The sequence below is a fragment of the Streptomyces sp. NPDC007971 genome (genome assembly GCF_042958635.1).
Lineage (GTDB): Bacteria > Actinomycetota > Actinomycetes > Streptomycetales > Streptomycetaceae > Streptomyces.
Genome location: NZ_JBIBJK010000031.1, coordinates 22923 through 48161, shown reverse-complemented (window position 1 = coordinate 48161; position 25239 = coordinate 22923). Strand labels below are relative to the sequence as shown.

The following is a 25239-nucleotide window of genomic DNA, read 5'->3' as shown; positions in this document are numbered from 1 at the left end:
CCGGTCTGCGCCGGGGGATGGTGCGGGGTGGTCAGCCGGGTTGTCCGGTGTCGAGGAGGCGCTTGCTGCGCAGGATGCGTTCGGCGCCGGCCAGGGAGTCGCTGACGGCTTGGTAGCCGTATTCCCGCATGGCGGTTTCGTACTGGGCGATGGCCGGTTGGACGAGGTCAGGGAAGTCCGCGACCTCGGCGAGGTTGCGCGCCAGGGCGGCGGCGTCGCGCAGGGCGACGTTGGCGCCGACCCCGCCCACGGGGGTGGTGGCGTGGATGGCGTCGCCGAGCAGCGTGACCCGGCCGGCCGGCCAGGTCGCCCCGGGGCGGCAGGCCTGTATCGCCAGGGGGAAGGTCACCGCCGCGAGTGACTCGGCCAGCATCCGCTGCACGATCGGGCTCCATTGAGCGGTCATGTCGCGGGCCTTCGCGTGCAGCCATTCCGGGGAGCTGCCGAAGAACTCCGCCGCGTCGACCCCGAACTGCTCGGCGGGGGCGATGAGGTTCCACTTGAGGTAGTCGTCGACGGGGGTGACCTCGGCCGGCGGGGCGAACTGGGCGATCGCCTCGTCGATGGGCATCTGGGGCTGGAAGGACCCGAGTGCCAGGGTGCGGCCCTGCGGGCCGAGGACCGGCCGGGAGCCGCCGAAGACGTTGTCCGGCAGCCACTTGCGGTTCTGTTCGTCGAGCATCAACTGGCCGTAGATCGACCACAGCCCGGTATCGATCACCTCGGCGTCCGGCACGAGTTGGCCGCGCACCGTCGAATTGATCCCGTCAGCGCCCACCAGGACATCCGCGAACCAGATGCTGCCGTCCCGGCAGTAGGCCACGACCCGGTCGTCGACAAGCTCGTAACGCTCGAATTCCTTGTCGAAGAAGACGTGTCCGCTCATCTCGGACATCAGGATCTGGCGGAGCGTGTGGCGGTTGACGACGATGCTCGCCGTCGCCTCGTCCACGGGCCGGGCGGGGACGGCGAAGTGCAGTTCGTTGAGGTTCTCGTCCAGCGTCACGCCGCGGGACTGGTAAGGCTTGTTCGCCGTCGCGGTGACCAGCTGGTAGTAGTCCTCGTCCAGGCAGTCCGCGAGCGCGGCCCGGCCGTGTGCGTCTATCTTGAGCCGGAGGCCCTGCGCCCGGGCGTCCGGGGCGGCGTCCCGTTCCAGGACCACGACTCCGATCCCTCGTTTGCGCAGCCCCTGCGCGAGGCACAGCCCTCCCACGCCGGCACCGGCTATCAGTACGTGCATCTCATCCTCCAGAGGTCGAACCTGTCGACGCGGTCGGCGATTTCTCTCTCCTGCACGCGCTCGGTGACGGCACCCGCCCGCCGCCGGGCCCGGCTGCGCCATCAGCCATGGCGCTGCTCGGTGCGCCGGGCGGTGAGGGAGGCGTTCAGCCGAACGGTGCCGGCGGTTCCGTCCACCTCGACCAGGTCCCCGTCGCGCAGGACGGCGGTGGCGTTGCCCGTGGCGACCACTGCCGGGATCCCGTACTCGCGGGCGAGGATCGCCGGATGGGACAGCAGGCTGCCGCCATCGGCGACGAGGCCCGCGAGGCTGGGGAAGAGCACCGCCCACTGCGCGGTGGTCTCGGGGCAGACGAGCACGTCACCCTTGCGCACCCGGCCGAAGTCGCCCGGGCCGCGGACGATGCGGGCAAGGCCGGTGGTCCGGCCGGCGGAGGCGCCGAGCCCGCCGAGCCCGCCGAGTCCGTCCGTCTGTGGTGTCTGCGGCGGTGCCATCTGCATCTGGCGGGTCGTCCAGCTGGCTACGTCCCTCACGTGCCGGACGTCTGCGGGGAGTTCGGACGGGTCCGGGTCCTGGGCGGGTCCGGCGGTCGGGGTGCCGTAGAAGCGCGGCCCGGGATGGGCGAGGGCCCACTGGTGCCGTGCCCGGCCGAGCCGTACCTCCTGGTGGAGGTCGGCCGAGTTGCCGAGTGCGGCCAGGGCCTGGTCGAGCGGGACGTGGAAGACGTCCTCCTGCCGGTCCAACCGTCCCGCGGCGGCCAGGCGGCCACCGATCTCCAGGGCGGCGTAGCGCAGCAACGCCCAGGCGGAGACAGCCAGATGGGATTTTTCGTCGCGGATGGGCGCGCTGAGCTCGGCGGCGGCGAGCGCCGCGGCGAAGGCCTGGCGTTCGGTGGCCGGCCGGGAGGCGAGCCGGCGTTCCAGCTCGGCGCGGAGCGGGTGGACACGGCGGGCCAGGGCGGCGCGGCGCTCCTCGGGGTCGAAGTGTTCGTCGAGTTGCGCGGTCACCATGGCGAGTACTACGGCGGGCCGTTCGGCGAACGTCGGCTCGGTGAGGTCGAAGCCCGGGCTGCGGTGGCCGTGCTCGTCGAGGTACGTCTCGAACGCCTCGGCGAAGTGCGGGTTGAGCGAGTGAAGGCGTTCGAGGGCGCCCGCCGTGTCGCGTTCCAGCTCCGCACGGAGGACGGGGTCGGCGGCGGCCTGCCTGGCCAGGTCACCCAGTCCGATGACGGCGCCCATGTGTGCGCCGGCCAGCCCGCCGCGCAGGGGCAGGAGGTCGCCGGGCGGCCAGTCGAGGTACTGGTGGGCCAGCATGCCGAGTCGTGCACTGAGGAACATGGCGGCTCCGGCGAGCCGGAAGTAGACGTCGTGGAATTCCGCGAAGAACGCGGCGGCCTCCTCGGTGTGGGCGGCCAGCGCCGGCTCGGGCAGGGCCCGGATGTCCCGTTGGCGTAACTGCCCGATGCGCACAGCGTAGGCCGGTTTCCACTCGGACTCCCAGCGTTCGACGAGGGCGAGGGGCTCGCCTTCCGCGACCTGTTCGGCGATGCGCCGCATGCTCCCGGCGTCCGCAGGCCCGGAGTTGAGGTACACCCAGCCGCCGATGTCCGTCGCGGTCAGCGCGACTTTCGTGGTGAAGGCGAACAGGCGCCGCGCGGACGCCGACAGCACGGGCAGGTACACGGTGGACTCCAGGCGCGGCCTCGGGGCCGGGGACCTTGGGTCCCTGACGTGGAAACCCGGGGGCACCTCCACGGCGGGGGGCGCCGGATCGTCCGCGAGCGTGGTGATGGGCCGGGCCTGCAAGAGCCACAACGTGCCGTCGCTGCACGCCCATTCCACGTCCTGGGGCGTGCCGAACTGCTCGGCGACCCGGTCGGCGAGCTGGGCCACCTCGCCTGCCTGCGCCGCGGTGAGGGCCTTGCCGGGACCGGACACCAGTCGGGCCGTGCCGTCCCGGACGGACCACTCGTCGGCGTCGCTCTCGCCCGCCATCAGCCGGTCGCCGAGACCTGTCACGGCGCTCACCAGAGTCTCGTCGCGGTCGCCGGTGACCGGGTTCGCGCTGAAGGCCACGCCCGCCGCGGTGGCGGGGACCATGGCCTGGATGAGGACGCCGACCTGTGCGGGGGTGTCCACGCCGCTGCGGTAGGCGGCGAGGTGGTCGGAGAACGCCGAGGCCCAGCACTGCCGGAGCGCCTTGATCACGGCGTCGACGCCGACCACCTTGAGTACCGAGTCGTATTGTCCGGCGAACGACCGTCCCGCCAGATCCTCCTCGACTCCGGACGACCGGACCGCGACGGGCACGCCGCCGAGTGCGTCGAGCGCCGCCGACAGCTCCTTGCGCAGCGCCGATGACAGGGGGGCGGTGCGGATGCGCTGCACGGCGGCGCGCGGGTCGTCGCCGGCGCCGTCGAGTACGTCCGCGAGAACCTGCCAGGGCACCGCGAACCCGTCGGGCACGCGGAAACCGGCGTGGAGTGCCTCGCCGAGTACCGCGGCTTTCCTTCCGACCCGGTCCCAGTCGTCGAAGCGGAGTCGGGCGAGTTGAATGAGGTCGGCCATCGGCTCTGTGACTCTTCCGTCGCTAGGTGTCCCGCGCGGGGCGGGAGTTGGCGTGTCTGTGACTGTGGGGATGGTCGGTAAGGACGAGCTTCTTCGAGACCGGGCCGGTGATCACGAACAGCGTGATCCCGGCGTCGTCGCACGGGAGCAGGAAAGCCGATATCAGTCCCATGGCCGCGGCGAGTTCGACGAATTGGGCGCCCACCACCACATCGAGTTTGCGCCAGTGAATCGTGCTCGCGCCGTGAACGCCCCGATCAAGATGCCGGGGACCGTGAGCGCCGGTATCACGCGGACGTCGAACGCGCTCAAGGCCTGTGAACCGCCGATCGGCAAAGAGCGAGGAGTGCGGTTGCGATGCCGCCGAGCTGCGGTCGTTTCCGCGTCATAGGTTTCCCTGCGCTCCTCGCCTTGCGTGCTCGGTTCGTCAGCAGTCTTTCCGTCGGCCCCCGGACCTTGTTGTGGATTACCTACGGACTTCGCCGGGAGTTTTCTCCTGGGTGCCGTGTTCCGGGCCCGGCGCGACTATCCTTTCGCCGGTTCAGGTTCCGACCGCGCGCATCATGGCGAGTTCGCCGTTCATCAGGGCGTCCATGAAGGAGTGGACCAGCGGAGGCATGACGTAGCTGCCCGGTCCGATGCCGGCGGCGACCGAGCGCAGAAACCGTAGATCTTTCAGCTGGGTGAGGACGCGTTCGGCGTGGAGGCGGTCCCAGCCGCACAGTTCAGCGATCCGCACCGACGTCATGGAGGTGAGCTCGGAGACCGCCATCATGGTCAGGGCCTTGCGTCCCTGGCCGTCGAGCAGGCGGTACCCGGCGGCGTAGGTGTCGCGGATGTCCCATTCCCCGAAGCGAAGTTCCTCCAGCCGGGCCTCGGGGTCGGTCAGCCGCTGGGCGGCTGCCGTCAGCGAGGTGTATGCGCCGGTGGCGAGTTTTGCGGCCACGATGCGCAGCGCCACCGGAAGCTGGTCGCACAGCCGGGCGATGTCATGGGCGACGTCCTCCTCGCCCGCCATGCGTTCCGCGCCGACCATCGAGCTCAGGATCGCCACGCACTCGTCCAGCGCGGGGGCGTCCAGCCGGAACGACCGCGACCCCTCTAAGCCGCCGATGGCCAGTTGCGTTCCGGTGATGAGGACCGTACTGCCCGGTCGCGACGTCAGCAGCGGGCGTACCTGGACGCGGGAGGCCGCGTTGTCCAGCAGGATGAGGACCTCGTGCTGCCCGGTCCAGCTCCGGAACAGCTGGGAACGCTCGTCGAGGTCGGCCGGGATCTCCTCGCCCTTGAACCCGGCACCGCGCAGGAACCGGCCGAGCACCTGGTACGGCTCGACGGTGCCGCCGCCCAGGTCGGCGTAGAGCTGGCCGTCACAGAAACGGTCCCTGATTTCGTGGCAGACACGGACCGCGAGCGCGGACTTCCCCGTACCCGGGCTGCCCGTCAGGGTCACGACGGTCGGCGCCAGGGTGTTCTGGTTCGTCGTCAGGATACGGTCCAGCTGCTCTATCTCGGCAGCCCGACCAGTGAATTCCGCGATATTGCCGGGCAGTTGTGCCGGGGCGATCGTCTCCCGCGCCTGCCACGATGACTCGATTTCGCTGACGGTGCTGGAGTCAGCGCTCAGAATCTTGTTCTGGAGTTCCTGCAGACTGGCTGAGGGGTCGATGCCGAGTTCGTCTTGCAGATTCCTCCGGATCATCTGGTAGACGACCAGCGCATCTGAGCGCCTTCCCATTCTCTGCAGGCTTATCATGAGTTTCGCGTGCAGGTTCTCGTGATACGGGTGCTCGGCGCACAGCAATTTCAGCTCCGCGACGAGTTCCTGATGATATCCGAGCCGCAGCCTGGCCTCGATCCCCAGTTCCACTGCCTGCAGCACGGATTCACCGATCTGGCCTATGTAGGAAGCAATTATCTCACCTCCGATCACATCGTGCAGCGGTGCCGCCGGGCACATATCGAGTGCCTTGGTGACGATCGCGAGTGCGGATTCGTCGGCTCCTTCCTGAAGGTGCTCCCGGGCCTGCTCCACCAGGTTACGAAAAATGTCCAGGTCCAGTTCTGTCGACCTGAGCCGCAGTTCGTAGCCGATCGGCTTGGTGAGGAGGATTTCCTTGCCGTTGAGGCCGTTCTGGGTGAGGATCTGCCGCAACTGGTACATGTACGTCTGCAGGGTCGCCGTGGCGCTCACCGGCGGCTCCTGCCCCCAGAGTTCGCTGATCAGCGACTCGATCGCCACCACCCTATTGTTGCGGAGCGCCAGATAGGCGATGATCGTCCGCAGTTTCGGAGCTGTCGGCGTGACGTCGACGCCGCCGATGGTGAGACTCAAGGGACTGAGCACCGAAATCATCAACGATGACGCGCCCGCTCTTCCGGTGCCGCGGTTTACCCGATGACGGTCCGATTCACTCCCGTTGCCATCTGCGACGCATCGGTCACCCGCCGCATCTTTATACTGCCACATACCGAACAGATCTCCCCTGTTGCCACGCTTCCCGCTGTTAGTCATCCATGACGGGTTCAAATGTCATGGACAGCGGTGTGATTCGGCCATACACGTTCGATAATTGCTCCCGATCACCATTAAAAACTAGGTGCCTCACGCACACAAGGCGCTATTCGCATATGGCCCGATAGCTTCCCCGCGCCTGACGGCCGACGAGCCGGTCGGCGGCCCGTGGAGGGCAACGGCCCGTCACCTGTGCGTTGCGAACAGTGCGCTTAAGTCAGAGGAATCGGGAACAATCCGGCAAGTCTCGGTACTTCTCGTAGCCGAGCACCGCCCGCCGGCTCGCAGATTTCTGCACCATTTCCTTGCCAGATCATTGCCTTGGGGTTCAGTATCGGCCTTCTTGTGTGCAGATCCGGTTGCGTACCCGAGGAGTTCGTTTCACTGAATGGCTCCGGGATATACGGGAAAGGCGGGAGCGTCATGAATCAAGCCCTGTCACGTAATCGGTGGTACCGAGGTATGCCGGACATCGTTGACATCGCGCACCGATCGGCCGTCCCGTGACCTGGGTCGGTTGATGTCAGCGGCGGATCCCGGAAGCAGGCGAACACGGCGCCGCAGTCCGGCAACGGAATTTCGCCCCGGTGCGCGATGACAGCCGCAGGCCACGACTGGTCGCCGCGGCGGCGGAGTGGTACCGGCGGGGGCGAGTCATCGCGGCGAGTCGGCAAACACCTTCACAACCGTGTCCACTTCCGTGCGCCACAGGCCGGCGAGGCGTGCCGCGCGCCGCTGGTCGAGGACGTCGACGCGGTGTTTGATCCGCGCCGTGGTCCTGGTGGCGAACCACACCTCCAGCGTCACCTCGAACGCGGACTCCGGCTTGAGCCGAGGCACGTACACACTCTCGGCGCCATCGAGGCGCAGGGTGAGATCAGTCTGTTCCTGCGATACGAACGCCGCCTGGCACAACGGTGTGCGGTGTGCGTCGTGGGCGACGGCTTCGCCGACGATCCTTTCCAGCGGAGAGAATTGGAAGCGCAGGGCCTTGGCCAGTCCCGCCACGGTTTGCCCCAGGTCGCGCTCGACGTCCCGCTCGCCGTCGCCCTCGACGTCTGCGGGGGCCCGGAACCTCAACGGCACCACCGAGACAAAACATCCGATCGCGGTCATGCTCGCCAGCGAGGTGCGCCCGCTGACCGGCAGCCCGACGGCAAAGTCGCTGCCGCCGGTGAGGGCGCGCAAGGCCCTCACCCAGGCGGTGAGCAGAAGGGCGTTGGGCGTGGTGGCCGCGTTCCTCGCGGCCACTTCGAGCAGACCGGTGTGGCGGGGCGACAGGACGACCAGCTGTTCGCCGAGGGCGCCGGGTGAGTCGGGCACGGGGCTCAGCGGCAACGGCAGGTCAGGCACGCCGACGAGGTCCTGGGCCCACTCCATCAGGTCGCTGCGGTCCCGTTCCGTCTCCGCCTCGCTCTGCGCACGCCAGATCCGCTCGTAGTGGCTGGGCGGATCGCCGGGCGGGAGTTCGCCGTGCCTCAACGCGCGGTAGGCGGCGCCGAGTTCGGAGAAGAACACCGTCGCCGACCATCCGTCGAACGCGACGTGGTGCACGGAGACGATGAGGTGTGAAGGCCCGTGGTCCGTCGTGCCGCAGGTCACCAGCAGCGCCCGCACCGGCAGGTCGCGGTCCAGGTGGAAGGGGCGGTGGGCGAACGCGCGCAGAGCCTGCTCGTGCTCAGCCGGCGCGGCGTGGCGGATCTCCAGCACCTCGCCCACGGCGTCAGGTTCCAGGACCGTGGTGAGGAGCCGGTGGGACTGCCTGGTGATGAGGGTGCGCAGGGCGGTGTGCCGGCCGATGACGGTGCGCAGGGCCCCCCGCAGCGCCGCCTCGTCGACCGGGCCGGTGATCCGGAACGTGAAGGAGTCCATCGCGTCCGGCGATCCGGGGCTCTCCTTCTCGCCGAACCAGTACCGGGCCTGCGGTGCGGGCAGGCCGGCGAGCCACCGCACGTCCTTGGTCACGACGGCAGAGCCAACGACGTGAAGCAGGCGACGAGCGCGCGGTCCATGGCGGTCAGGAACGCCGAGAAGGCGGCCGGGTCGAATCGGTCGACGGCGCCCTTGGTCGCCGACATTACGAGCCGGGCCGCACCGTCGACGGTGCTGTAGGCGTTGCAGAGGTAGCCGGGGACGCTGCCGAAGTGGCCGATACCGGTGCGGCCGGGGGCGAACTCCCGGCGGAACAGGCCAGGGCTGACGCCGGGGCTGGGGGGTGGCGGGATGAACGAGGTGACTTCGGCGAGCGCGGGCGGAGGCAGCAGCCGGCCGTCGAGCAGCGCGGCGAGAAACACGTCGAGGTCCCGGGCGCTGGAGATGATCTCGCCGGCGGCCCCGTACCAGGACGGGCTGGAGTGCGTGACGTCGGCCACCATCGGCCGCCCGTCGTGCCGGTAGCCGAGGTAGCCGTGGGCGTGCGGGCCGGGGATGGCCATGTCGCACCCCGGCACGGTGGTGTCGGCCAGGCCCAGCGGCTGCACGATCCGCCGGTCCACCTGCTGTGCGTACGGTTCTCCGGTGATTTCCTCGATGAGCAGTCCGACCAGGACGTAGTTGGTGTTGGAGTACGCGAAGCCCTCTCCGGGCGCGAAGTAGGCGGGCCTGTCCAGCGCGAAGCGCACCAGCTCGTCGGGGGTGTAGGAGGTCGCAAGCTGCCGTACGTACAGGTCGCCGCTGGTGGCGAAGAGCCCGGTCTGCGCCTTGCTGTCGCGCTCGTTCTCCCCCGAGTAGCTGTACAGGCCGCTGACGTGGGTGAGGAGCATCCGTATGGTGATGCGGCCATCGAGGCCGAAGCGCGGAAGGTACCGGTCGACTGGATCGTCGAGATCCAGCTCGCCCTCGGCCATGAGCAGCAGCACGACGGCCGCCACGAACGTCTTGGTGACGCTGCCGATGCGGAAGCGGGCATCCTCGGGGACGGGACCCGGCCGGCCGCGTCGGGCGACGCCCGCCGTGGCGGTCCACACGCCGAGCCGGTCGTGCACCCGTACCAGGACTCCGGTGGCCCCGGCGGCGACCATGTCGTCCATGGCTCTGGTCAGCGCCGTACGAGCGCCGCTGTGCAGCGGGGCCGACTGCGTGTCGTTCAACTCCTCGTCTCCCGTCCGTCGAAGGGCGCTGTCCGTCATCCGCTGCCGGCGGAGATCCAGTGCGGGTCCCGGGACCGGGCCCCCGCCACCGCGCCGGCCACGGCGTCCAGTCGCCGGATGTGGTCCTCGCCGAGCACGGCGCCGGCCGATGCGAGGTTGTCGGCCAGATACCGCCGTCGCCGGGTGCCGGGGATCGGCACCACCGGCAGGCCGAACTTGCGGCCCTTGGCCTTCAGCCAGGCAAGGCTGACTTGCGCCTGGGTCAGTCCGGTCTCCTCGGCGACCGAGGCGATGGTCCGGGTCGCGGAGACGTTCACCGCGAGGTTGTCCTCGCTGTAGCGCGGCATCAAGGCCCGTCGCAGGTCGTCGGCCGACAGCGAGCCTTCGCTGACCGTGCCGGCGAGCATGCCGCGGCCGAGCGGCGAGTACGGTACGAACCCGGCGCCGAGCTCGGCCGCCGCCGGGACCACCGTGGCCTCGACGTCGCGGCTCCACACGCTCCACTCGGACTGCACGGCCGCTATCGGGTGGACGGCGTGGGCGCGGCGCAGTTGGGCCGCGGTGACTTCGCACAGACCCAGGTGGCGCACCTTCCCGGCGGTGACGAGTTCGGCCATCGCGCCGACGGTCTCCTCGATCGGCACGTTCGGGTCCACCCGGTGCAGGTAGTACAGGTCGATGGTGTCGGTGCCCAGCCGCCTAAGGCTGGCTTCGGCGCAGCGCGCCACATAGGACCGGTCGCCGCGGGCGCACCTGGCCCCCTGGAGATCGCCGGTGATGCCGAACTTCGTCGCCACCGTCACTTCGGCGCGCCGGTCGGCCAGCAGTTGGCCGACGAGTTCCTCGTTCGCGCCGTTACCGTACACATCGGCGGTGTCGAGGAAGGTGACACCGATGTCGACGGCGTGCCGCAGGAGCGCGAGTGCCTCGTGCGGGCTGACGGGTTCGGCAGCCGGGCTGAAGACCGACATGGTCGTGCCGAGGCCGACGGGGCTGAGCCGCAAGTCGTCGCGGAGAAGAACAGTCATGGTGGATGCAGCATGCCGGGGACGGCTCGGATACCGATCCAGCATCGCTGTCCTGCCCCTCGATCAGCAACTCGATGCGGGCACGAATCCGCTCCGACGGCCGCGTACCAGGGTCGGCAGCGCCACCTGAGGAGAACGGAGGTCGGCGCATGGACGCCCCCGATGGACGCGGAGAAAGCCCCGCGGCCGGTGGCAGGTGCCCGGTGGAGGCCGTGCCCGGAGGCGTGCCGCTGTTCCCGATGCGCCGGCCCTGCCCGTTCGGGCTGCCGGCCGCCTACGCCGAGATGCGCGAGCACGCGCCGGTACGGCGGGCGCGTCTGGCCGGCGGCTCCCTGGTGTGGCTGGTGTCCCGCTACGAGGACATCCGGACTCTGCTGGGCGATGCCCGGCTCAGTTCGGACCGGTCGCGGCCTGGTTTTCCCTCCCTCGACAGCGAGACCGCCCAGCTCGCCACCGTGCCGGTGTTTCTCGGCATGGACGCGCCGGACCATCTGGCGCACCGCCGCATGTTCCTGTCGGAGTTCCTGCCCAGGCGGGTCGATGAGCTGCGGCCGTTCGTGCAGAGTTGCGTCGATGAGCACCTGGACCGGATGGTCGCGCAAGGGCCGCCGGCCGACCTGGTGACATCGCTGGCGATGCCCGTGCCCGCGCTCACGATCGGCCGGATCCTCGGCGCGCCGGAGGGCGAACTGCCCCGGCTGGAGCAGTTGTCGGTGGCCGCGCTCACCCATCGTGGCACCGAGGCGTTCGAGGAGCTGTTCAACTTCGTCAGGGAGATCGCCGACGACGCAGCCGCATCGCCCGCTTCGGCCGGCGCCGGCATGATCGGCAGAGTGCTCCGGGAGTACGTCGCGGCCGGTCAGCTCGAAGTGTGGTCCATGCTGGCCACGGTGTTCGTCATCCTGCTGGCGGGCTACGAGACGACCGCGCACATGATCTCGCTGGGTGTCCTGACACTGCTGCACCATCCGCAGCAGCTCACCGCGGTACGCCGGCATCCGGAGTTGGTACCCCAGGCGGTCGAGGAACTGCTGAGGTTTCTGTCGGTCGGTGAGCTCGCCGCCGTGCGGATCGCGGCCGAGGACGTCGAACTGCGCGGGACGACGATCCGGGCCGGCGACGGCGTGGTGCTGCTGGGCGCCGCGGGCAACAGGGACCCGAGGGTGTTCGAGAACCCGGAGCGCTTCGACGTCCACCGCTCCCCCGGTCGGCACCTGGCCTTCGGTCATGGACCCCATGCCTGCATCGGGGCGCGGGTGGCGCGGCTGGAGCTGACCCTCGTCCTGACCACCTTGCTGGAGCGCCTGCCCGGTCTGCGGCTCGCGCAACGCATCACCGACGACGCGGTCGACTACGAGGCCGTGCTCTTCGGGCTGAAGAGGCTGGAGGTCACGTGGTAAGCGCACCACCGCAGGCGGTCCTGAGCGGGGAAGCGGCCGGGCCGCCCTCCGACTGGCCGGCCACTCTGAGCGCCGCGCTGCTGCGTGCGGCGGACGGTGGCCGCACCGTCACCACCGTCGACGCGGGCGGCGAGGAACTGGCAGTCACCTACGGTGATTTGGCCCGTGCCGCGGGCCCGGCGCGGTCGGCACTGCGCGCGGCGGGCGTCGGTCCCGGTGAGCCGGTCGTGCTCGCGGTCCGCGACAGCATGCGATTCCTCACCGCGTTCTGGGCGTGTGTGCTCGAAGGAGCGGTACCGACCCCGATCGCGCCGCCGGCGGCGGGACCCTCCGGGGAGGCCGACCGGGGCCGACTGGGGGGCGTGTGCGAGCTGTTCCGCGGGCCGTTGGTCGTCGTCGACGAGGACTGGGCGGACGAGGACTGGGCCGACCAGGACGCCGCCACCCGCCGCCTCGACCTGCGAGCGCTGCCCCCGTCCGGCAGCCAGGCGGCCGAGCCGCAGCCCGGTGGGGCCGTGCAGCGGTGCCCGGACGACGTCGCGGTGCACTTGCTGACGTCGGGCAGCACAGGCGTGGCGAAATGCGTGCCGCTGACCCACCGGGCGCTGGCCCACCGTGCCTGGGCCGCGGCCCGGCACAACGGGTTCGGGCCCGACGAGGTCGCGCTGAACTGGATGCCGCTGGACCACATCGGCGGTCTGGTCATGTGGAGCCTGCAGTCCGCGTTCTTGGGGTGTGACTACGTCGACGTGGACACCCGCCTCATCCTCGGGGACCCGCTCGCCTGGCTCGACCTGCTCAGCGCGCACCGCGCCACGATGACCTGGGCGCCCAACTTCGCGTACGGCCTCGTCAACAGCGAGCTGCGCCGGGACGCCGGACGCAGCTGGGACCTGCGCGCACTGCGGCACATGCTGAACGGGGGCGAGGCCGTCGTCGGCGCGACCGCCCAGGAGTTCGCCGCCCGGCTGGCCGGGCACGGTCTTCGCACGGACGCCGTGCACCCGAGCTGGGGCATGTCGGAGACGGGTTCCGGGGTGGTCTACTCGCGCCTGGACGCCGCCGACACCGCCGTGGGCATGGTGCATGTGGACGCGGCCTCCCTCGACGGTGCACTGGCCTTCGTCCGCCCCGGCCTGCCGAGGTCGCTTCCCCTCACCGTCACGGGCGTCCCCCTGCCGGGCGTCACGGTCCGCATCACCGGCGAGGACGGCCGGGTGCTGCCGTGCGACCGGGTGGGCGACCTGGAGATCAGCGGGTCCACGCTGTTTCGCGGTTACGTGGGCAACGTGGAGGCGAACCGGCAGGCGTTCACCGCCGACGGCTGGTTCCGCACCGGGGACCGGGCGTTCGTCCACGAGGGCGAGCTGACCCTCGTGGGGCGGGGAACCGACGCCATCGTCGTCAACGGTGTCAACGTCCCCGTCCACGACATCGAGGCGGCGCTGGAGTCGGTCCCCGACCTCAGGCCCGGCTTCGTCGCGGTGTGCGGGGTGCACACCCACCGCGGACAGCGCCGCACCGTCGTCTTCGCGGCCCGCACCACCGCCGCCACCGCGACGTCGGAGGAACTCGTCGCTTGCGTACGTGAGGTGACCGCACGTCGGTTCGGTTTCGTACCCGACGATGTGGTGTTGATCCCGGCGCAGTCCTTCCCGAAGACGGCGATCGGCAAGATCCAGCGGAAGCGGCTCGCCAAGGAGTACGCCCGTTCCGAGGACCCGGCATCCTGGATGTGCACGGAGATCTGGGACCCCACCCCGGCGCCACCGACTCAGGGGACGGAGCCAGGGGCGCTGCTGCTGTTCGGCGACGCGGAGGACGCGCGAATCGCGCCGCCCGGCAGCGTCGTCGTCTCACGCGGCCCCGCCTTTCGCGAACTGACCCCGCTGCGCTACGAGATCGACCCGGACGACCCCGCCTCCCACGCGGCTGTGCACACCGCCCTGGACCGTCACGGCCTGCGTCCCCGGACGCAGGTCTACACCTGGCTGCCCGGCCCGGACACCACGCTGCCCGGGACACCGGGGCCCGAGGTCCTCGACGGAGGCGGGCCCGCCTCGCTGCTGGTCGCCCTCCAGTCCGCGCAGCGTGCCCCGGCACCTCCTGAACGGCTTCTCATCGTGACGCGCCACGCATGCGCGGTCCGCGCGGACGAACCGGTGAACCCGCTGGCGGCGACCGTGACGGGACTGGTCAGGACGGCACGGACGGAGGGCGTCCGGCTTGACGTGCGGCAGGTGGACTTCGGCACAGCCGAGACCTCCGCCACCGTCCTGGACACCCTGGCCGGCGAGGCTCGTAGCGCCGACGGCGAGGCCGTCGCCGCCTATCGGGACGGCACCCGGTACGTGCCCCGCAAGGTCCCCGTGCAGGCGCCGGCTCCGGCTGACCGGGGCGCCCCGTCCGCGTTGCGCACCGGCGCGACGGCACTGATCACCGGCGGCTTGAGCGATGTGGGGTACGAGCTCGCGCGGCACCTCCAGGACCGGTACGGCATGGACCTGGTGCTGGTGGGACGCACCCCGGTGTGCGTGGGCGGCGCCGGAGAGCGCGCGCAGCGCCTGACCGCGCTGGCGGAGCGGGGCCGCGTGCACTATGTGTGCTGCGACGCCGGTGACGAGGCGGCCCTCGACAAGGCCGTCACCGAGACGGAGTCCCGGTGGGGCGGCACGGTGGGGCTGGTGCTGCACCTCGCGTCGCAGGACGTGGGCAGCAACTGGCTGGAGCCGGAGGGGCATGTGGTGGCGAACGAGGCGGTGGACACGTTCCGCTCCGTCCTGCGGAACAAGTTCCTGACCGCCTGGGCCGCCGCGCGACTCGCGGCCCGGCGCCCCTCGTGCACGCTGGTGCTGTTCTCCTCGCTCAACGGCGCCTTCGGTGCCTCCCCGTTCGGCTCCTACGCGGCGGCCTGCACAGGCGTCGACGCCTTCGCCCGCGGCCCGCGCCGGCCTGGGTCCGCATCGGCGCACGCCCAGGCGTGGAGCGTGTGGTCGGGCCTCGGTATGAGCCGGAAGGCCGCCGAGCTCGACGTGGCGGTCCGCCGCCGGGGCTTTCGGACCATGAACCGGGACGAGGCAGTCGACCTGTTCGAGCTCGCGCTCGACGCGGGCGAACCCTACCTGCTGCTGGGTTACGTCCCAGGCCGGGGCACCGGGACGCGGGACGCGGACCGGCCTGGCCCGCGATCCGCGCAGGCAGCCACCGGGGACGTCCGCCCGCTGACACCGTGGCAGGACGCTGTCGTCCGGGTGTGGTCGCAGGTGCTGGAGCGGCAGGACGTAGGGGTCGACGACAACTTCTTCTCCCTGGGCGGGACTTCGGTCATGGCGATCCGAGCAGCCGCTCTCCTGTCCGACGACTGCGGCGTCCGCGTCCCGGTCGTCGAGATCTACGACAACCCGACGGTGCGCGCGCTCGCCACCGTCGCCGAGCGCGCTGCCGAGCAGCCTGCACCGTCATGAGCGCCCGGGGGGGGCGGGGCGACGTGACGGCGCCCCGGCCCCCGGCTGGAGCGTCGTCAACGGTTCCTGATCACCCCGCAGCCGCGAGGACGGCCGCACGCCACGCCTCCCTGACGCCGTCGGTCAGGGACGTCCGCGCCTGCCAGCCGATCGCGGTACGGGCCCGCCGCACGTCCAGCCAGACATGAGCGCGGTCGAGGCCGCGGGACGGTAGGTGTTCGAAAACCAGGGGACGGTCCACCACGGTCCGTACGACGTCGGCCAGTTCGGCGAGGGAGGTGGGCCGTCCTGAGCCGACGTTGAGGACCAGTGGTTTTCCCCAGGTGGCCAGGAGCCCGCTCCGGTCGACGTGCAGAAGCCGGTGCATGCAGTCGACGACGTCGTCGATGTACACGTAGTCCCGGGTGCTTGCCGGGTCGCCGATGATCCTCAGCGGTGTGCCCTCGTGCAGCGCGCGCAGCCAGTGGGCCAGGACGCCCTGCCCGGCCGTCGCGCGCTGTCCGGGACCGTAGACGTTCGACAGGCGCAGGATGATGCCCGGGATGGTGCCGCGATACGCGGACAGCTCCTCCTCCAACGCGAGTTTGGCGGCGCCGTAGGAGGCCGTGGCGCGGGTCGGCGAGGCTTCCGAGAACGGCGGGCGGACGTCCGGGTCATACACCGTGCCGCCGGAACTGGTCAGCATCACCGTTGGCGGATCCTGCATCTGGGCCAGTCGGCAGAGCAGTTCCGCGAACAGCCGGTGGTCCGCCTGGGCCCTTTCGGGGTGCTGTTCCCCGAGCAGCGGGTTGATGCTGCTGGCGAGGTAGAAGACGACGTCCGCGGTGAGCAGGCAGTGCGCGAGCCCGACGGGCGGTATGAAGGCGGCCTTCCTGGTGAAACACGCGGTGTCGATGCCCGTCTGGTGCAGCACCGCGCTGAGCTCCCTGCCGATGAATCCACCCGCTCCGATCACCACTGCCCGGCGTATGGTGATGGGCTCCCCGCGGGATGCGAGTCCGGGCATCTGGTGCGCCCCCTTTTCCCCTTGGCTTTCCCTTGGCGCGAGCTCGGCCATACCGGAAGGCCAGTACAGTGCCCGGGGCTCCAGAGCCGCTGGACATGTGTCGGCGTCGGCTCCTGCACGCGGCTTCTACCGGTTCCCGAGACGTCCTGGTTACCGTCCGGGCCGACTCAGCGTGCCGTACGCGCCGGAGTCGTCAGGCGGCCCGGCGCAGGCACCGGGTGACCTCGTGGCCCCGCTCCACCGCGAGCCGGATGATCGCGCACACCGCGGTGATGTCGTCGGCGGTGACGCATTCCCCGGTGGGCAGCACCATGACGCGGGCGGCGATGCTGTCGGTACCCGGGAACGGGCGGTGGGTGCGGTAGGGGTCCATGCGGTGGCAGCCCGGGTAGAAGTAGCGGCGGGCGAAGACGTTTTCAGCCGCCAGGACCGCCAACAGGTCGTCGCGGTCCAGTCCGGTGCGTGCGGCGTCCACGTCGAGCACGACGTACTGGTAGTTGCTGGCTTCGCGCTCGTCGACCTCCAGCAGCCGCAGTCCCGGCGTGCCGGCGAGCTCGTCCCGGTAGCGCCGGTAGTTCTCCCGGTTGCTGCGTACGAAGTGGTCCATGTCGTCCAGGGACGTGAGGCCCATGGCGGCGCTGGCCTCGTGCAGCTTGGCGTTGGTGCCCACCGAGACGACGTCGTCGTGCCTGGCGATGCCGAAGTTCCGCATCTGGCGGGCCCGGCGGGCCAGTTCCCCGTCGGCTGTGACCAGCGCACCGCCCTCGAAGGAATTGATGAACTTCGTGGCGTGGAAGCTGAACACCTCGGCGTCGCCGAAGCCGCCTATGCGCCGCCCGTTCCAGCCGCATCCGAAGGCGTGCGCGGAGTCGAAGATCAGGGCGAGAGCGTGGCGCTGGGCCAGCGAGGTCAGCTCGTCCAGCCGACTGGGCCGACCCCAGATGTGGACGCCCAGGATGGCCGTGGTGTCCGGGCCGATGAGGGCTTCGGCCTCCGACAGCAGCAGCGAGCCGTCGTCGGGGTCGACGTCGCACAGGACGGGGGTCAGCCCGATCCATGACAGGGCGTGTGCGGTCGCGGCGAAGGTGAATGCCGGCATGATCACCTCACCTGTCACGCCCCGGGCCCGCAAGGCGAGTTGAAGGGCGCACGTGGCGTTGCACGTGGCGATGCAGTACGGGGTGCCAGCCGCCTGGGCGACGCGCCGTTCGAACTCCTCGCACAGGACGCCGCCGTTGGAGAGCCATCTGCTGTCGAGAACCTTGTCCAGCCGGTCGTAGAACGCCTTGCGTGAACCGATGTTGGGCCGCCCGAAGACCACGGGAGTGTCGAACGCCGGCGCGCCGCCCAGGACGGCCAGGCTCCCCAGAGTCCGTTTCACCGCCGCTCCCCGGCCTCGACGAGGCGCAGTTCGCGCGCCCGGCCGCCAGGGCGGGCGGTGCGCATGGGGCGGGTGACAGCGGGCACACGCATGTGAGGAACCCCTTCTCTCGGGTCCCTCACGATGGACCGCACCGGTCGAGGACTGGTGAAGGACAGCGCGAGTGCCGCTCGCTACAACCAGCCGCGGTCGCGCGCGATCCTGATGGCCTGGCCCCGGTTGCGGGAGGCGGTCTTCGCGATCGCCGCGGTGATGTAGTTACTGACGGTGCTCACCGACAGATGCAGATACTCCGCGATGTCGGCCAGGGTGTCGTGGAACTGGGCGGCACGCAGCACGTCACATTCCCGCTTGCTCAGCGGGCTGTCGCCCGACTCCATGGCCAGCCGCACCTGCTGGCCGGAGAAGAGGAGTTCGCCTGCGGCCACCCGTCGGATGGCGGCGGCGATCTCTCCCACCGGCGAGTCCTTCGTGATGTAGGCGCGCGCTCCCGCCTCCAGCGCCCGCCGCACGTACCCGGGCCGCTGGAATGTCGTCAGCATCATCACCAGCGGTGGGTGGGGATGCTGCTTGAGCGCCTCGGCGACGTCCAGACCGCTGACACCGGGCATCTCGACGTCCAGCAGGAGAACGTCGCATCCGGCACCCGCGAGGGTCTCCACCGCCGTGTCCCCCCGGCCGAGCTGGGCCACGACCCTGATATCGGGCTCCAGTTCCAGCAGAGCCACGATAGCCGAACGTAACATCGCCTGGTCCTCGACGATCGCCACATTGATCACGAACGTCCGCTCTCCCTCACGCCTGTCCCCTACCGTCCAGGCTACCGGGCGGACCTGCCCCGGCGCTGCGACCGCCGGGGTGGCTGGGTCCGGTGCGGGCGCTGCGCTGACCAGACCTCAAGGTCGAGCAGCCGTTCCCGCTCCGTCAGCGGCACGTCGGGCCTCACTCGTTCGGGATGGCCGGCCAGCGGCCCGGCCAGCGGCCCGGCCAGCCTCGCGGGCGGATGCTGGGCGTAACGGACCGGGGCGGGCCAAGAAGTGGTGAAGTACACGAACTGTTCGATGATGGAGAAATCGAACGGGTCGGGGGGGACAGGTGCGACGTGGAGTGATCCGTACGTCATCAGGCAGCGCCACAGTGGCCGCAGGAAGTAGCCGCTCACCAGACCGCGCACGGTGCGCAGCATCCCCCTCACGCCGCACCGCCATCAGTGCCGACGGCACCGCCGCTCATCGCCTTCCTCCGTCTGCTCATGGAGAGATCTGCACCTCGCTGTGATCGCCGAGGATCAGCCGGTTGCTGAACGGCTTCCGCGCGGCGGGGGTCACGCTCGCGTTGCGGCCGATGAGGGATGCCCGGAGCCGGCCCACACCGTCCAGGCGGGCCTCGCGCAGCACGATGGAGTACTCGATCTCGGTGTCCTGCACCCGGCAGTCCTCCGCTATGGAGGTGTAGGGGCCGACGTACGAATTGCTGATGACCGTGTTGCAGCCGATCACGGCCGGGCCGACCACGCGGGAGCCGCGCACCTGTGCGCCGGCCTCGATTCTGACCCGGCCGATCACCTCGCTGTCCGCGTCCACCGTGCCCTCGGTCCGCGGCTCGACGTTCTCCAGCACCGACCGGTTGGCCTCCAGTACGCCGGGGGCGTCGCCGGTGTCCTTCCAGTAGCCGTGAAAGCGCGTCGAGCGGACCTCATGCCGGGTGTCGATCAGCCGCTGGATGGCGTCGGTGATCTCCAGCTCGCCGCGCCAGGACGGCTCGACGGCTCGCACCGCCTCGTGCACGACCGGCGTGAAGAGGTACACGCCGACCACGGCCATGTCGCTCTTGGGCCGCGCCGGCTTCTCCTCCAGGCCCAGGATCCGCCCGTCGTCGGCCACTTCGGCCACGCCGAAGACGGTCGGGTCCGGCACCTGGGTGAGCAGGACCCGCGCGTCGGTCGGGTCGGCGCGGAACTCACGCACCAGGCAGGCGGCCCCGCCGACAGCGAAACTGTCACCCAGATACATGACGAAGTCGTCGTCGCCGAGGTATTCCCGGGCGATGAGGACCGCGTGCGCGAGTCCCAGCGGCTTTTCCTGCGGCAGGTAGGTCACCTGCAGACCGAACTTGGAACCGTCGCCCACCGCTTCCTGGATCTCGAAGGCGGTCTCCCCGACCACGATCCCCACCTCGGTGATCCCAGCTCGTGCGACGTCCTCAAGGGCATAGTAGAGAACCGGTTTATTGGCCACCGGTACCAGTTGTTTGGGCGAGGTGTGAGTCAGGGGCCACAGACGCGTGCCCGAGCCACCGGACAAAACGAGAGCCTTCATGCAACGAACGTTAGGACGGCCTTCTCGAATACCGCTGAGGGACTGGTCGATAGGCATGCTGGTATCCCAGAGTGAGCGTCAAAGGTCATGACGGAGCAGGCACAGCCGGTTCCCGACAGGCAGACGCGCTCAGGCCACGGTGGCCCGCGGCGGGGCAAGTGCCGGACTTGGCGCCTACTTGGAATGCGTCGGCCGACGGTCCGCGGAGTCGGGGGCGACGTCGGCGTCGGCGTCGGCGTCGGCGTCGCGCTGAGGATTCACCGCGGACCACACCTCGGTGAGCGCGTCGCGCAGTTGTTGCCGAGGCGTCCAGCCGAGCAACTCGGCGGCCGTCGAGATGTCGAGGCGCTGCCATTCGGTCCGGTCGGTTCCCGACGGCGGCGCATCGTCGCGGATCTCCGTCGGCCAACCGCTGACAGCCACGAGCGTCTCGACCAGTGATCGCACGGAGATCGCCTCCCCGTAGCCGAGGTTGATGATCCGGCCCACCGCCTGCCTGCTCTGCGCCGCCGCCAGGACCCCACGGGCCAGATCGTCCAGCGCCAGGAAGTCCTGATGGGCCGTCAGCCGGAACAGCCGCAGCACCGCGGGCCGGTTCTCCCGCACCGCAGCGGCCAGTGCCGCACAAACCGTACCGAGCAGGCTCACCTGGGGGCTGCCCGGCCCGATCGTGGTCGGCAGACGCAGGATCACACCGTCCAGCTCGCCTCGCCGCGTGGCCGCAAGCACCGCTCGGGTCGCCGACAACTTGCTTCTGCCGTAGGTGCTCACGGGCCGTGCGACGGCGTCTTCGGCGATCGCCACGCCGGCCGGTCCGGTGCCGTATTCCTTGGCCGAACCCAGCTGAATGAGACGCACCGCTCGGGGATGTTTCGCGAGCGCGGCCACCAGCCGGTCGACCAGCACGGCATTCGAATCGATCAGTTCGGGTTCGCTCAGTTGCCATACCCCACCAGCGGCGTTGACCACCAGGCTCGGCTGCGCCTCGGCCAGCACGTCAGAGATGTCCGCACTGGTGAGATCCGCCACCAGCAACCGGGCTGCGGTGAGCGGTACTGAGCGGCGCCCTACGGCGAGCACCGACCAGCCTTCGGCGTCCAGTGCCGTACACAGCCGACGACCCAGGTAGCCGGTGCCACCCAGCACGAGCGCGCGCGGCTGCGGTGCGGTCATGTCAGCCGGCCCGGGTGCGCCTGGGCAAGAGCGCGGCATTCGTCATAGGTCGGCAGGAGCTGTTCATCCAGACAGTCGCGCAGCCCGCGGCCCTGGGCCGCGATGTCCGACGGGATCGGATCGGCGACCGGCCAGGTGATGCCGAGTTCGGGATCCAGCGGGTTCAGCACGTACTCGATCTCCGGAGCGTACGAGGTGGAACACAGGTAGGAGACGGTGGCGCCCTCGGTGAGGGCGCAGAACCCGTGCCCGAAACCCTCGGGCACATACACGCTGTGCTGTTCCGTCGCGTCCAGTCGAACACTTTCGTGCTGTCCGAACGTCGGCGAGCCGAGCCGCAGGTCCACCAGGACATCGACGATCGCGCCGCTCATGCAGGAGACGTACTTGGCCTGTCCCGGTGGCGTCCTGGTCAGGTGCAGGCCGCGGATCGCACCCAGTGTGGAGACCGACAGGTTGACCTGGGCTACGTTCAACGTGTGTCCCGTGGCCTCACGCAGCCAGTCGGCGCGGAACCATTCGAGGAAGACACCCCGCTTGTCGCGATGCCGGTCGGGTATCACCTCGAACGCACCCGGTAGGGTCAGCGGACGAGCCTTCATCTGAACTCCCTCGCGCCCTCTGGATTACGCCGGTTTCCTGGCCGCCCACAGGCCCGTGCCTGCCGCTGAGTCCCGCTCGATCTGGGTGACGACCTCGGCCGGCGTAGGCAGAGCGAGATGCTCGTCCTGTAGTCGCGTGGCGGCGTTCTGGTAGCCGGGCAGATCGGCGACGAACTGGCAGAGCGCCTCTTTCAGGGTGGCGTCCTCAAGGTCGACCGGCCACAGGTGGCGTCCGCTGCCGGTGGCTTCGACCTGCCTGGCGTTGACGATGGCGTCGGGCCACCAGGGCACGACGAACTGCGGCGTACCGGAGCTCACGGCCGTCATCGTGGTGCCCGCGCCGCCCTGGTGCACGATGGCGGCGCAGCTGGGCAGCAGCAGATGCAGCGCGACCGGGCCGACGTGCACGACGTTCGCGGGCAGGTCGGTGAACATCTCGCGGTACTCCCCGTGCACCGCGACGACGACCTCCACGTCCTGGTCCGCGAGGGCACGCACGACGCGAGGAGCGAGAATGCCCTCGTTCCAGCCGTACTGGAACAACGACCCGCCCCAGGTGACGAGGATGCGCGGCCGGCTGGGCGGGGTGCGCAACCACAGCGGCAGCTCAGCGGGGCCGTTGTAGGGGATGTAACGCATGGACGTGCCGGTCACCCTGGGGTCGACCCGGCGCAGCCGCGGTGGGCACGGGTCCAGCGTCAGGTCGCCGACCAGGTTCACCCGGTCCGCCTCGATCCGCTGGGCGAGCCCGCCCAACATCTCGTCCTGGATGCGCGCGATTTTCGCGGACGAGTCGGTGGCCCACAGCAGGCGCATCGAGGGAACCCCGAGCGCACTGGCGAGAACCGGCCCCAGGAAGGCCATCGGCTCGAAGACGACGAAGTCCGGCCGCCACTGCCGGGCGAATTCCATTGCCTCCTGTGCCATTGCCTCCGCGGACTCCGCGATCCGGTACAGCGAGACGATGCCGTTCTTTCGGTGTGGGCTGTTCTCTACGACGGCCCGGTCATTCTCCGGGCGCCAGCCACGGTACATTTCCGACAGCTGACCGACGATGTCGAGGTCGGGGCCCACGGGCAGCGCGGGCAGCCCGGCTCCGGTGATCGTGGGCGCGAAGGACGGCTGGCTGGCAACCATCACATCGTGCCCCGCGGCGCGCAGTGCCCAGCCCAGCGGTGCCATCGGATAGAAATGAGAATTCCACGGCCAAGTGATGAACAGTGCGCGCATCAGCGTGTGCCTCCACTTATTCGGTCCATGGTCATGTTCCGGCAGCGAGCTGGGGAACGACTCGTGCATGGCTGGGAACGGACGTGGGCCCAAGGACCTGTGCGGCCGCTGAGCCGGCCGGCGAGCAGGGTGGCGACCTCGGAGGGGGTGGGCAGGGCCCGGTTCTCCCTGCCCAGTCGGCCGGCGTGGTCCTGGTAGGTGGGCAGGTCGGCGAGGAATGCGTCGAGTGCGTCGGTGAGTGCGGTGTCGTCGAGGTCCTGCGGTTGGAGGTGACGTCCGCTGCCGGTGGCCTGGAGTTGCCGGGCGGTGACCACACCGTCGGGGATCCAGGGGAAGAGCAGTTGGGGGACGCCGTGACTCATCGCGGTCATGGTGGTACCTCCGCCGCCGTGGTGGATGATGGCGGCGCAACCGGGCAGAAGGAGGTCCAGCGGGACGGGCCCGACATGGCTCACGTTGTCGGGCAGCGCGGTGTAGTGCTGACGTTGGTCGGCGGAGGTGGCGACGACGACGTCGACGTCATGGCGGCCGAGTGCGCGGACGATACGGGGGCCGAGGGTGGCGTCGTGCAGGCCGATGGGAAGCAGGGTCTTGCCCCAGGTGACGGCGATGCGTGGTCGGTCGGGCCGACGGTGCAGCACAGCGGGCAGCCGGGCTGGGCCGTTGTAGGGGACGTAGCGCAGCGGCTGACGGGTGACGTCATCGGCGGGGACCTGCAGCCGGGGTGGGCACGAATCCAGCGTCACATCCCCGAGCGGGGCGAACTCGTCCACGCCCAGCCGTTCGGCCAGGCCGCCGAAGAGCTCGTCGCCGAGCAGGGTGATCGCGCGCGAGAAGTCTATTCCCCACAGCAGCCGCATTGCGGGGACGCCCAGGTGGGCGGCCATCAGCGGCCCCAACAGCGCCATCGGCTCGTACACGACGACATCCGGTTGCCATGAGTGCGCGAAGTCCATCGCCTCGTCGGCCATCGCCTCGGCACAGTCCGCGGCGAGTTGGTAGGTTCTCCGGCCGCGTGGGGCCTTGGATGTGCCCTGCGCACCATGGGCAGGCGCGGTCGGGCGCCAATTGCGGTACGCCGCTGTTATGCGGCCCTGCATGTCGATGTCGGGGCCGACCGGCAGGGCGGGCAAGCCCGCGTCGGTGATCGTGCTGGTGAACGAGGGCTGACTGGCGACCATGACCTCGTGGCCTGCCGCCCGCAGTGCGTGGCCGAGCGGGACCATGGGGTAGAAGTGAGTGTTCCAGGCCCAGGTGATGAACAAGGCGCGCATCGCCCCATGGTCGGCCGGACTGCTCGCAAACACCTGGGAGAACCGCTGGCCCCCTTGCCGGAGCCCCGCCCCACCGCATTCCCACCGGTCCTTGAGGCAGCGGGGCAATGCTGACTCGAACGGCACGAGAGGAATCCGGCATGCTCGCGAAGAAGGACATCCCGCCCGAATACCGGGAGTGGAACAAGCGCTGGGGGGCACCCTACGGTTTCCACGTCGATCACTCGCAGGTGAGTCTGCAGAGGTTCAGCGCCAAGAACCCGGAACGTTATGGTGCCTTCGGTTTCCAGCCGACCAGCCACACCAGGACCATGGAGTATCCCTGGGCTTACTTCACCGCCGATCCGCAGCCGGGAATGCGGGTGCTGGACGTCGGCGGATGGCTCAGCGGGTTCCAGGTCGTTCTGGCAAAGCAAGGGTGCAAGGTCGTCAACGTCGATCCGTCGGAGGACGAGAAGTGGTCGGTCGGGGTCGAGAAGACCAACGACGCGCATGCGGAGATCCACAGTTGGTTCACGTCGATGTTCGACGTGGACGTCACGCTGGTCAGCGAACGCTTGCAGGACGCTGACTTCGAGGCGAACTCCTTCGACCGGATCTTCTCCCTCTCGGTTCTCGAACACGTGGATCAGGACGAGGCCGAGCTGATGGTCGACACCATGTGCCACCTACTGGCACCGGGCGGGCTGATCGTGCTGAGCATCGACCTGTTCCTCGACGTCAAGCCTTTCGGGATGCTTGACAAGAACGCCTGGGGACGAAACACCGACGTGCATGCCCTGTTGTCGCGAAACAACCTGACGGTCGAATGCGGCGACCCCGCCGAGCTGTGCGGATTCCCGGAGTTCGACCCGCAGCGCATCGCGGACCGGATCGACGAGTTCTTTCCCAGCTGGAACTATCCCGTCCTCAGCCAGTTCGTCACGTTGCGCAAACCGCTTGGCTGACAGAC

The 25239-nt window shown here is 69.8% G+C and carries 19 protein-coding genes; 3 read left to right on the top strand and 16 right to left on the bottom strand.

The window, feature by feature from the left end; translation table 11 throughout:
- Nucleotides 1-31 precede the first annotated feature (31 nt).
- From ACFZCP_RS41645 to ACFZCP_RS41615, 7 genes are all read right to left on the bottom strand, one after another.
- Nucleotides 32-1240: an FAD-dependent monooxygenase gene (locus ACFZCP_RS41645; RefSeq protein WP_391441503.1), complete on the bottom strand. Its 1209-nt coding sequence runs from the start codon at nucleotides 1238-1240 to the stop codon at nucleotides 32-34.
- A gap of 101 nt (nucleotides 1241-1341) precedes the next feature.
- Complete coding sequence (locus ACFZCP_RS41640) at nucleotides 1342-3807, bottom strand: PEP/pyruvate-binding domain-containing protein (RefSeq protein WP_391441500.1); 2466 nt, start codon at nucleotides 3805-3807, stop codon at nucleotides 1342-1344.
- Between the two features lie 22 nt (nucleotides 3808-3829).
- Entirely contained in the window at nucleotides 3830-4015 is a 186-nt protein-coding gene (locus ACFZCP_RS41635; RefSeq protein WP_391441497.1) for a hypothetical protein, read from the bottom strand.
- 333 nt (nucleotides 4016-4348) lie between these two features.
- Nucleotides 4349-6142 (bottom strand): BTAD domain-containing putative transcriptional regulator, encoded by a 1794-nt coding sequence (locus ACFZCP_RS41630; RefSeq protein ID WP_391441493.1) that lies wholly within the window; start codon nucleotides 6140-6142, stop codon nucleotides 4349-4351.
- An 834-nt stretch (nucleotides 6143-6976) separates the two neighbouring features.
- Complete coding sequence (locus ACFZCP_RS41625) at nucleotides 6977-8287, bottom strand: condensation domain-containing protein (protein WP_391441490.1); 1311 nt, start codon at nucleotides 8285-8287, stop codon at nucleotides 6977-6979.
- Nucleotides 8284-9411 carry a serine hydrolase gene (locus ACFZCP_RS41620; protein ID WP_391441488.1) on the bottom strand — a complete coding sequence of 376 codons (1128 nt, stop codon included), beginning with the start codon at nucleotides 9409-9411 and terminating at the stop codon, nucleotides 8284-8286. The genes ACFZCP_RS41625 and ACFZCP_RS41620 overlap by 4 nt, the downstream gene beginning before the upstream one ends.
- A gap of 35 nt (nucleotides 9412-9446) precedes the next feature.
- Entirely contained in the window at nucleotides 9447-10439 is a 993-nt protein-coding gene (locus ACFZCP_RS41615) for an aldo/keto reductase (protein ID WP_391441485.1), read from the bottom strand.
- A gap of 149 nt (nucleotides 10440-10588) precedes the next feature.
- Here ACFZCP_RS41615 and ACFZCP_RS41610 point away from each other — a divergent pair, with 149 nt between their 5' ends.
- The gene (locus ACFZCP_RS41610) at nucleotides 10589-11839 is read left to right on the top strand and encodes a cytochrome P450 (protein ID WP_391441482.1); all 1251 of its coding nucleotides are present in this window, start codon (nucleotides 10589-10591) and stop codon (nucleotides 11837-11839) included.
- Entirely contained in the window at nucleotides 11833-15303 is a 3471-nt protein-coding gene (locus tag ACFZCP_RS41605) for an SDR family NAD(P)-dependent oxidoreductase (RefSeq protein WP_391441476.1), read from the top strand. The genes ACFZCP_RS41610 and ACFZCP_RS41605 overlap by 7 nt, the downstream gene beginning before the upstream one ends.
- A 70-nt stretch (nucleotides 15304-15373) precedes the next feature.
- On the opposite strand, the gene ACFZCP_RS41600 is transcribed toward ACFZCP_RS41605, so the two are convergent.
- The 9 genes from ACFZCP_RS41600 to ACFZCP_RS41560 form a co-directional block, all read right to left on the bottom strand.
- The gene (locus ACFZCP_RS41600; protein ID WP_391441473.1) at nucleotides 15374-16309 is read right to left on the bottom strand and encodes an NAD-dependent epimerase/dehydratase family protein; all 936 of its coding nucleotides are present in this window, start codon (nucleotides 16307-16309) and stop codon (nucleotides 15374-15376) included.
- Nucleotides 16310-16502: 193 nt separating this feature from the next.
- The gene (locus ACFZCP_RS41595; RefSeq protein WP_391441471.1) at nucleotides 16503-17690 is read right to left on the bottom strand and encodes a DegT/DnrJ/EryC1/StrS family aminotransferase; all 1188 of its coding nucleotides are present in this window, start codon (nucleotides 17688-17690) and stop codon (nucleotides 16503-16505) included.
- 173 nt (nucleotides 17691-17863) lie between these two features.
- Nucleotides 17864-18460: a response regulator gene (locus ACFZCP_RS41590; protein WP_391441633.1), complete on the bottom strand. Its 597-nt coding sequence runs from the start codon at nucleotides 18458-18460 to the stop codon at nucleotides 17864-17866.
- A gap of 50 nt (nucleotides 18461-18510) precedes the next feature.
- Entirely contained in the window at nucleotides 18511-18876 is a 366-nt protein-coding gene (locus ACFZCP_RS41585) for a DUF6059 family protein (RefSeq protein WP_391441468.1), read from the bottom strand.
- 64 nt (nucleotides 18877-18940) lie between these two features.
- Nucleotides 18941-20008 carry a glucose-1-phosphate thymidylyltransferase gene (locus tag ACFZCP_RS41580; RefSeq protein ID WP_391441631.1) on the bottom strand — a complete coding sequence of 356 codons (1068 nt, stop codon included), beginning with the start codon at nucleotides 20006-20008 and terminating at the stop codon, nucleotides 18941-18943.
- Between the two features lie 174 nt (nucleotides 20009-20182).
- Nucleotides 20183-21181: an NAD-dependent epimerase/dehydratase family protein gene (locus ACFZCP_RS41575; protein ID WP_391441466.1), complete on the bottom strand. Its 999-nt coding sequence runs from the start codon at nucleotides 21179-21181 to the stop codon at nucleotides 20183-20185.
- Entirely contained in the window at nucleotides 21178-21783 is a 606-nt protein-coding gene (locus tag ACFZCP_RS41570; RefSeq protein ID WP_391441461.1) for a dTDP-4-dehydrorhamnose 3,5-epimerase family protein, read from the bottom strand. The genes ACFZCP_RS41575 and ACFZCP_RS41570 overlap by 4 nt, the downstream gene beginning before the upstream one ends.
- Nucleotides 21784-21807: 24 nt before the next feature.
- Entirely contained in the window at nucleotides 21808-23013 is a 1206-nt protein-coding gene (locus ACFZCP_RS41565; protein ID WP_391441458.1) for a nucleotide disphospho-sugar-binding domain-containing protein, read from the bottom strand.
- The gene (locus ACFZCP_RS41560; protein WP_391441456.1) at nucleotides 23013-24287 is read right to left on the bottom strand and encodes a nucleotide disphospho-sugar-binding domain-containing protein; all 1275 of its coding nucleotides are present in this window, start codon (nucleotides 24285-24287) and stop codon (nucleotides 23013-23015) included. The genes ACFZCP_RS41565 and ACFZCP_RS41560 overlap by 1 nt, the downstream gene beginning before the upstream one ends.
- Before the next feature lie 140 nt (nucleotides 24288-24427).
- Between ACFZCP_RS41560 and ACFZCP_RS41555 the strand changes: the two genes are divergently transcribed.
- The gene (locus ACFZCP_RS41555) at nucleotides 24428-25234 is read left to right on the top strand and encodes a methyltransferase domain-containing protein (protein ID WP_391441454.1); all 807 of its coding nucleotides are present in this window, start codon (nucleotides 24428-24430) and stop codon (nucleotides 25232-25234) included.
- Nucleotides 25235-25239: the final 5 nt, after the last annotated feature.

What these genes read in the sequence shown, in the direction of transcription:
- ACFZCP_RS41585 (WP_391441468.1), bottom strand. Translation starts at nt 18,876, where the DNA reads ATGCTGCGCACCGTGCGCGGTCTGGTGAGCGGCTACTTCCTGCGGCCA.
- ACFZCP_RS41615 (WP_391441485.1), bottom strand. Translation starts at nt 10,439, where the DNA reads ATGACTGTTCTTCTCCGCGACGACTTGCGGCTCAGCCCCGTCGGCCTC.
- ACFZCP_RS41640 (WP_391441500.1), bottom strand. Translation starts at nt 3,807, where the DNA reads ATGGCCGACCTCATTCAACTCGCCCGACTCCGCTTCGACGACTGGGAC.
- ACFZCP_RS41565 (WP_391441458.1), bottom strand. Translation starts at nt 23,013, where the DNA reads ATGCGCGCACTGTTCATCACTTGGCCGTGGAATTCTCATTTCTATCCG.
- ACFZCP_RS41600 (WP_391441473.1), bottom strand. Translation starts at nt 16,309, where the DNA reads ATGCCCGGACTCGCATCCCGCGGGGAGCCCATCACCATACGCCGGGCA.
- ACFZCP_RS41575 (WP_391441466.1), bottom strand. Translation starts at nt 21,181, where the DNA reads ATGACCGCACCGCAGCCGCGCGCGCTCGTGCTGGGTGGCACCGGCTAC.
- ACFZCP_RS41570 (WP_391441461.1), bottom strand. Translation starts at nt 21,783, where the DNA reads ATGAAGGCTCGTCCGCTGACCCTACCGGGTGCGTTCGAGGTGATACCC.
- ACFZCP_RS41560 (WP_391441456.1), bottom strand. Translation starts at nt 24,287, where the DNA reads ATGCGCGCCTTGTTCATCACCTGGGCCTGGAACACTCACTTCTACCCC.
- ACFZCP_RS41610 (WP_391441482.1), top strand. Translation starts at nt 10,589, where the DNA reads ATGGACGCCCCCGATGGACGCGGAGAAAGCCCCGCGGCCGGTGGCAGG.
- ACFZCP_RS41645 (WP_391441503.1), bottom strand. Translation starts at nt 1,240, where the DNA reads ATGCACGTACTGATAGCCGGTGCCGGCGTGGGAGGGCTGTGCCTCGCG.
- ACFZCP_RS41580 (WP_391441631.1), bottom strand. Translation starts at nt 20,008, where the DNA reads ATGAAGGCTCTCGTTTTGTCCGGTGGCTCGGGCACGCGTCTGTGGCCC.
- ACFZCP_RS41555 (WP_391441454.1), top strand. Translation starts at nt 24,428, where the DNA reads ATGCTCGCGAAGAAGGACATCCCGCCCGAATACCGGGAGTGGAACAAG.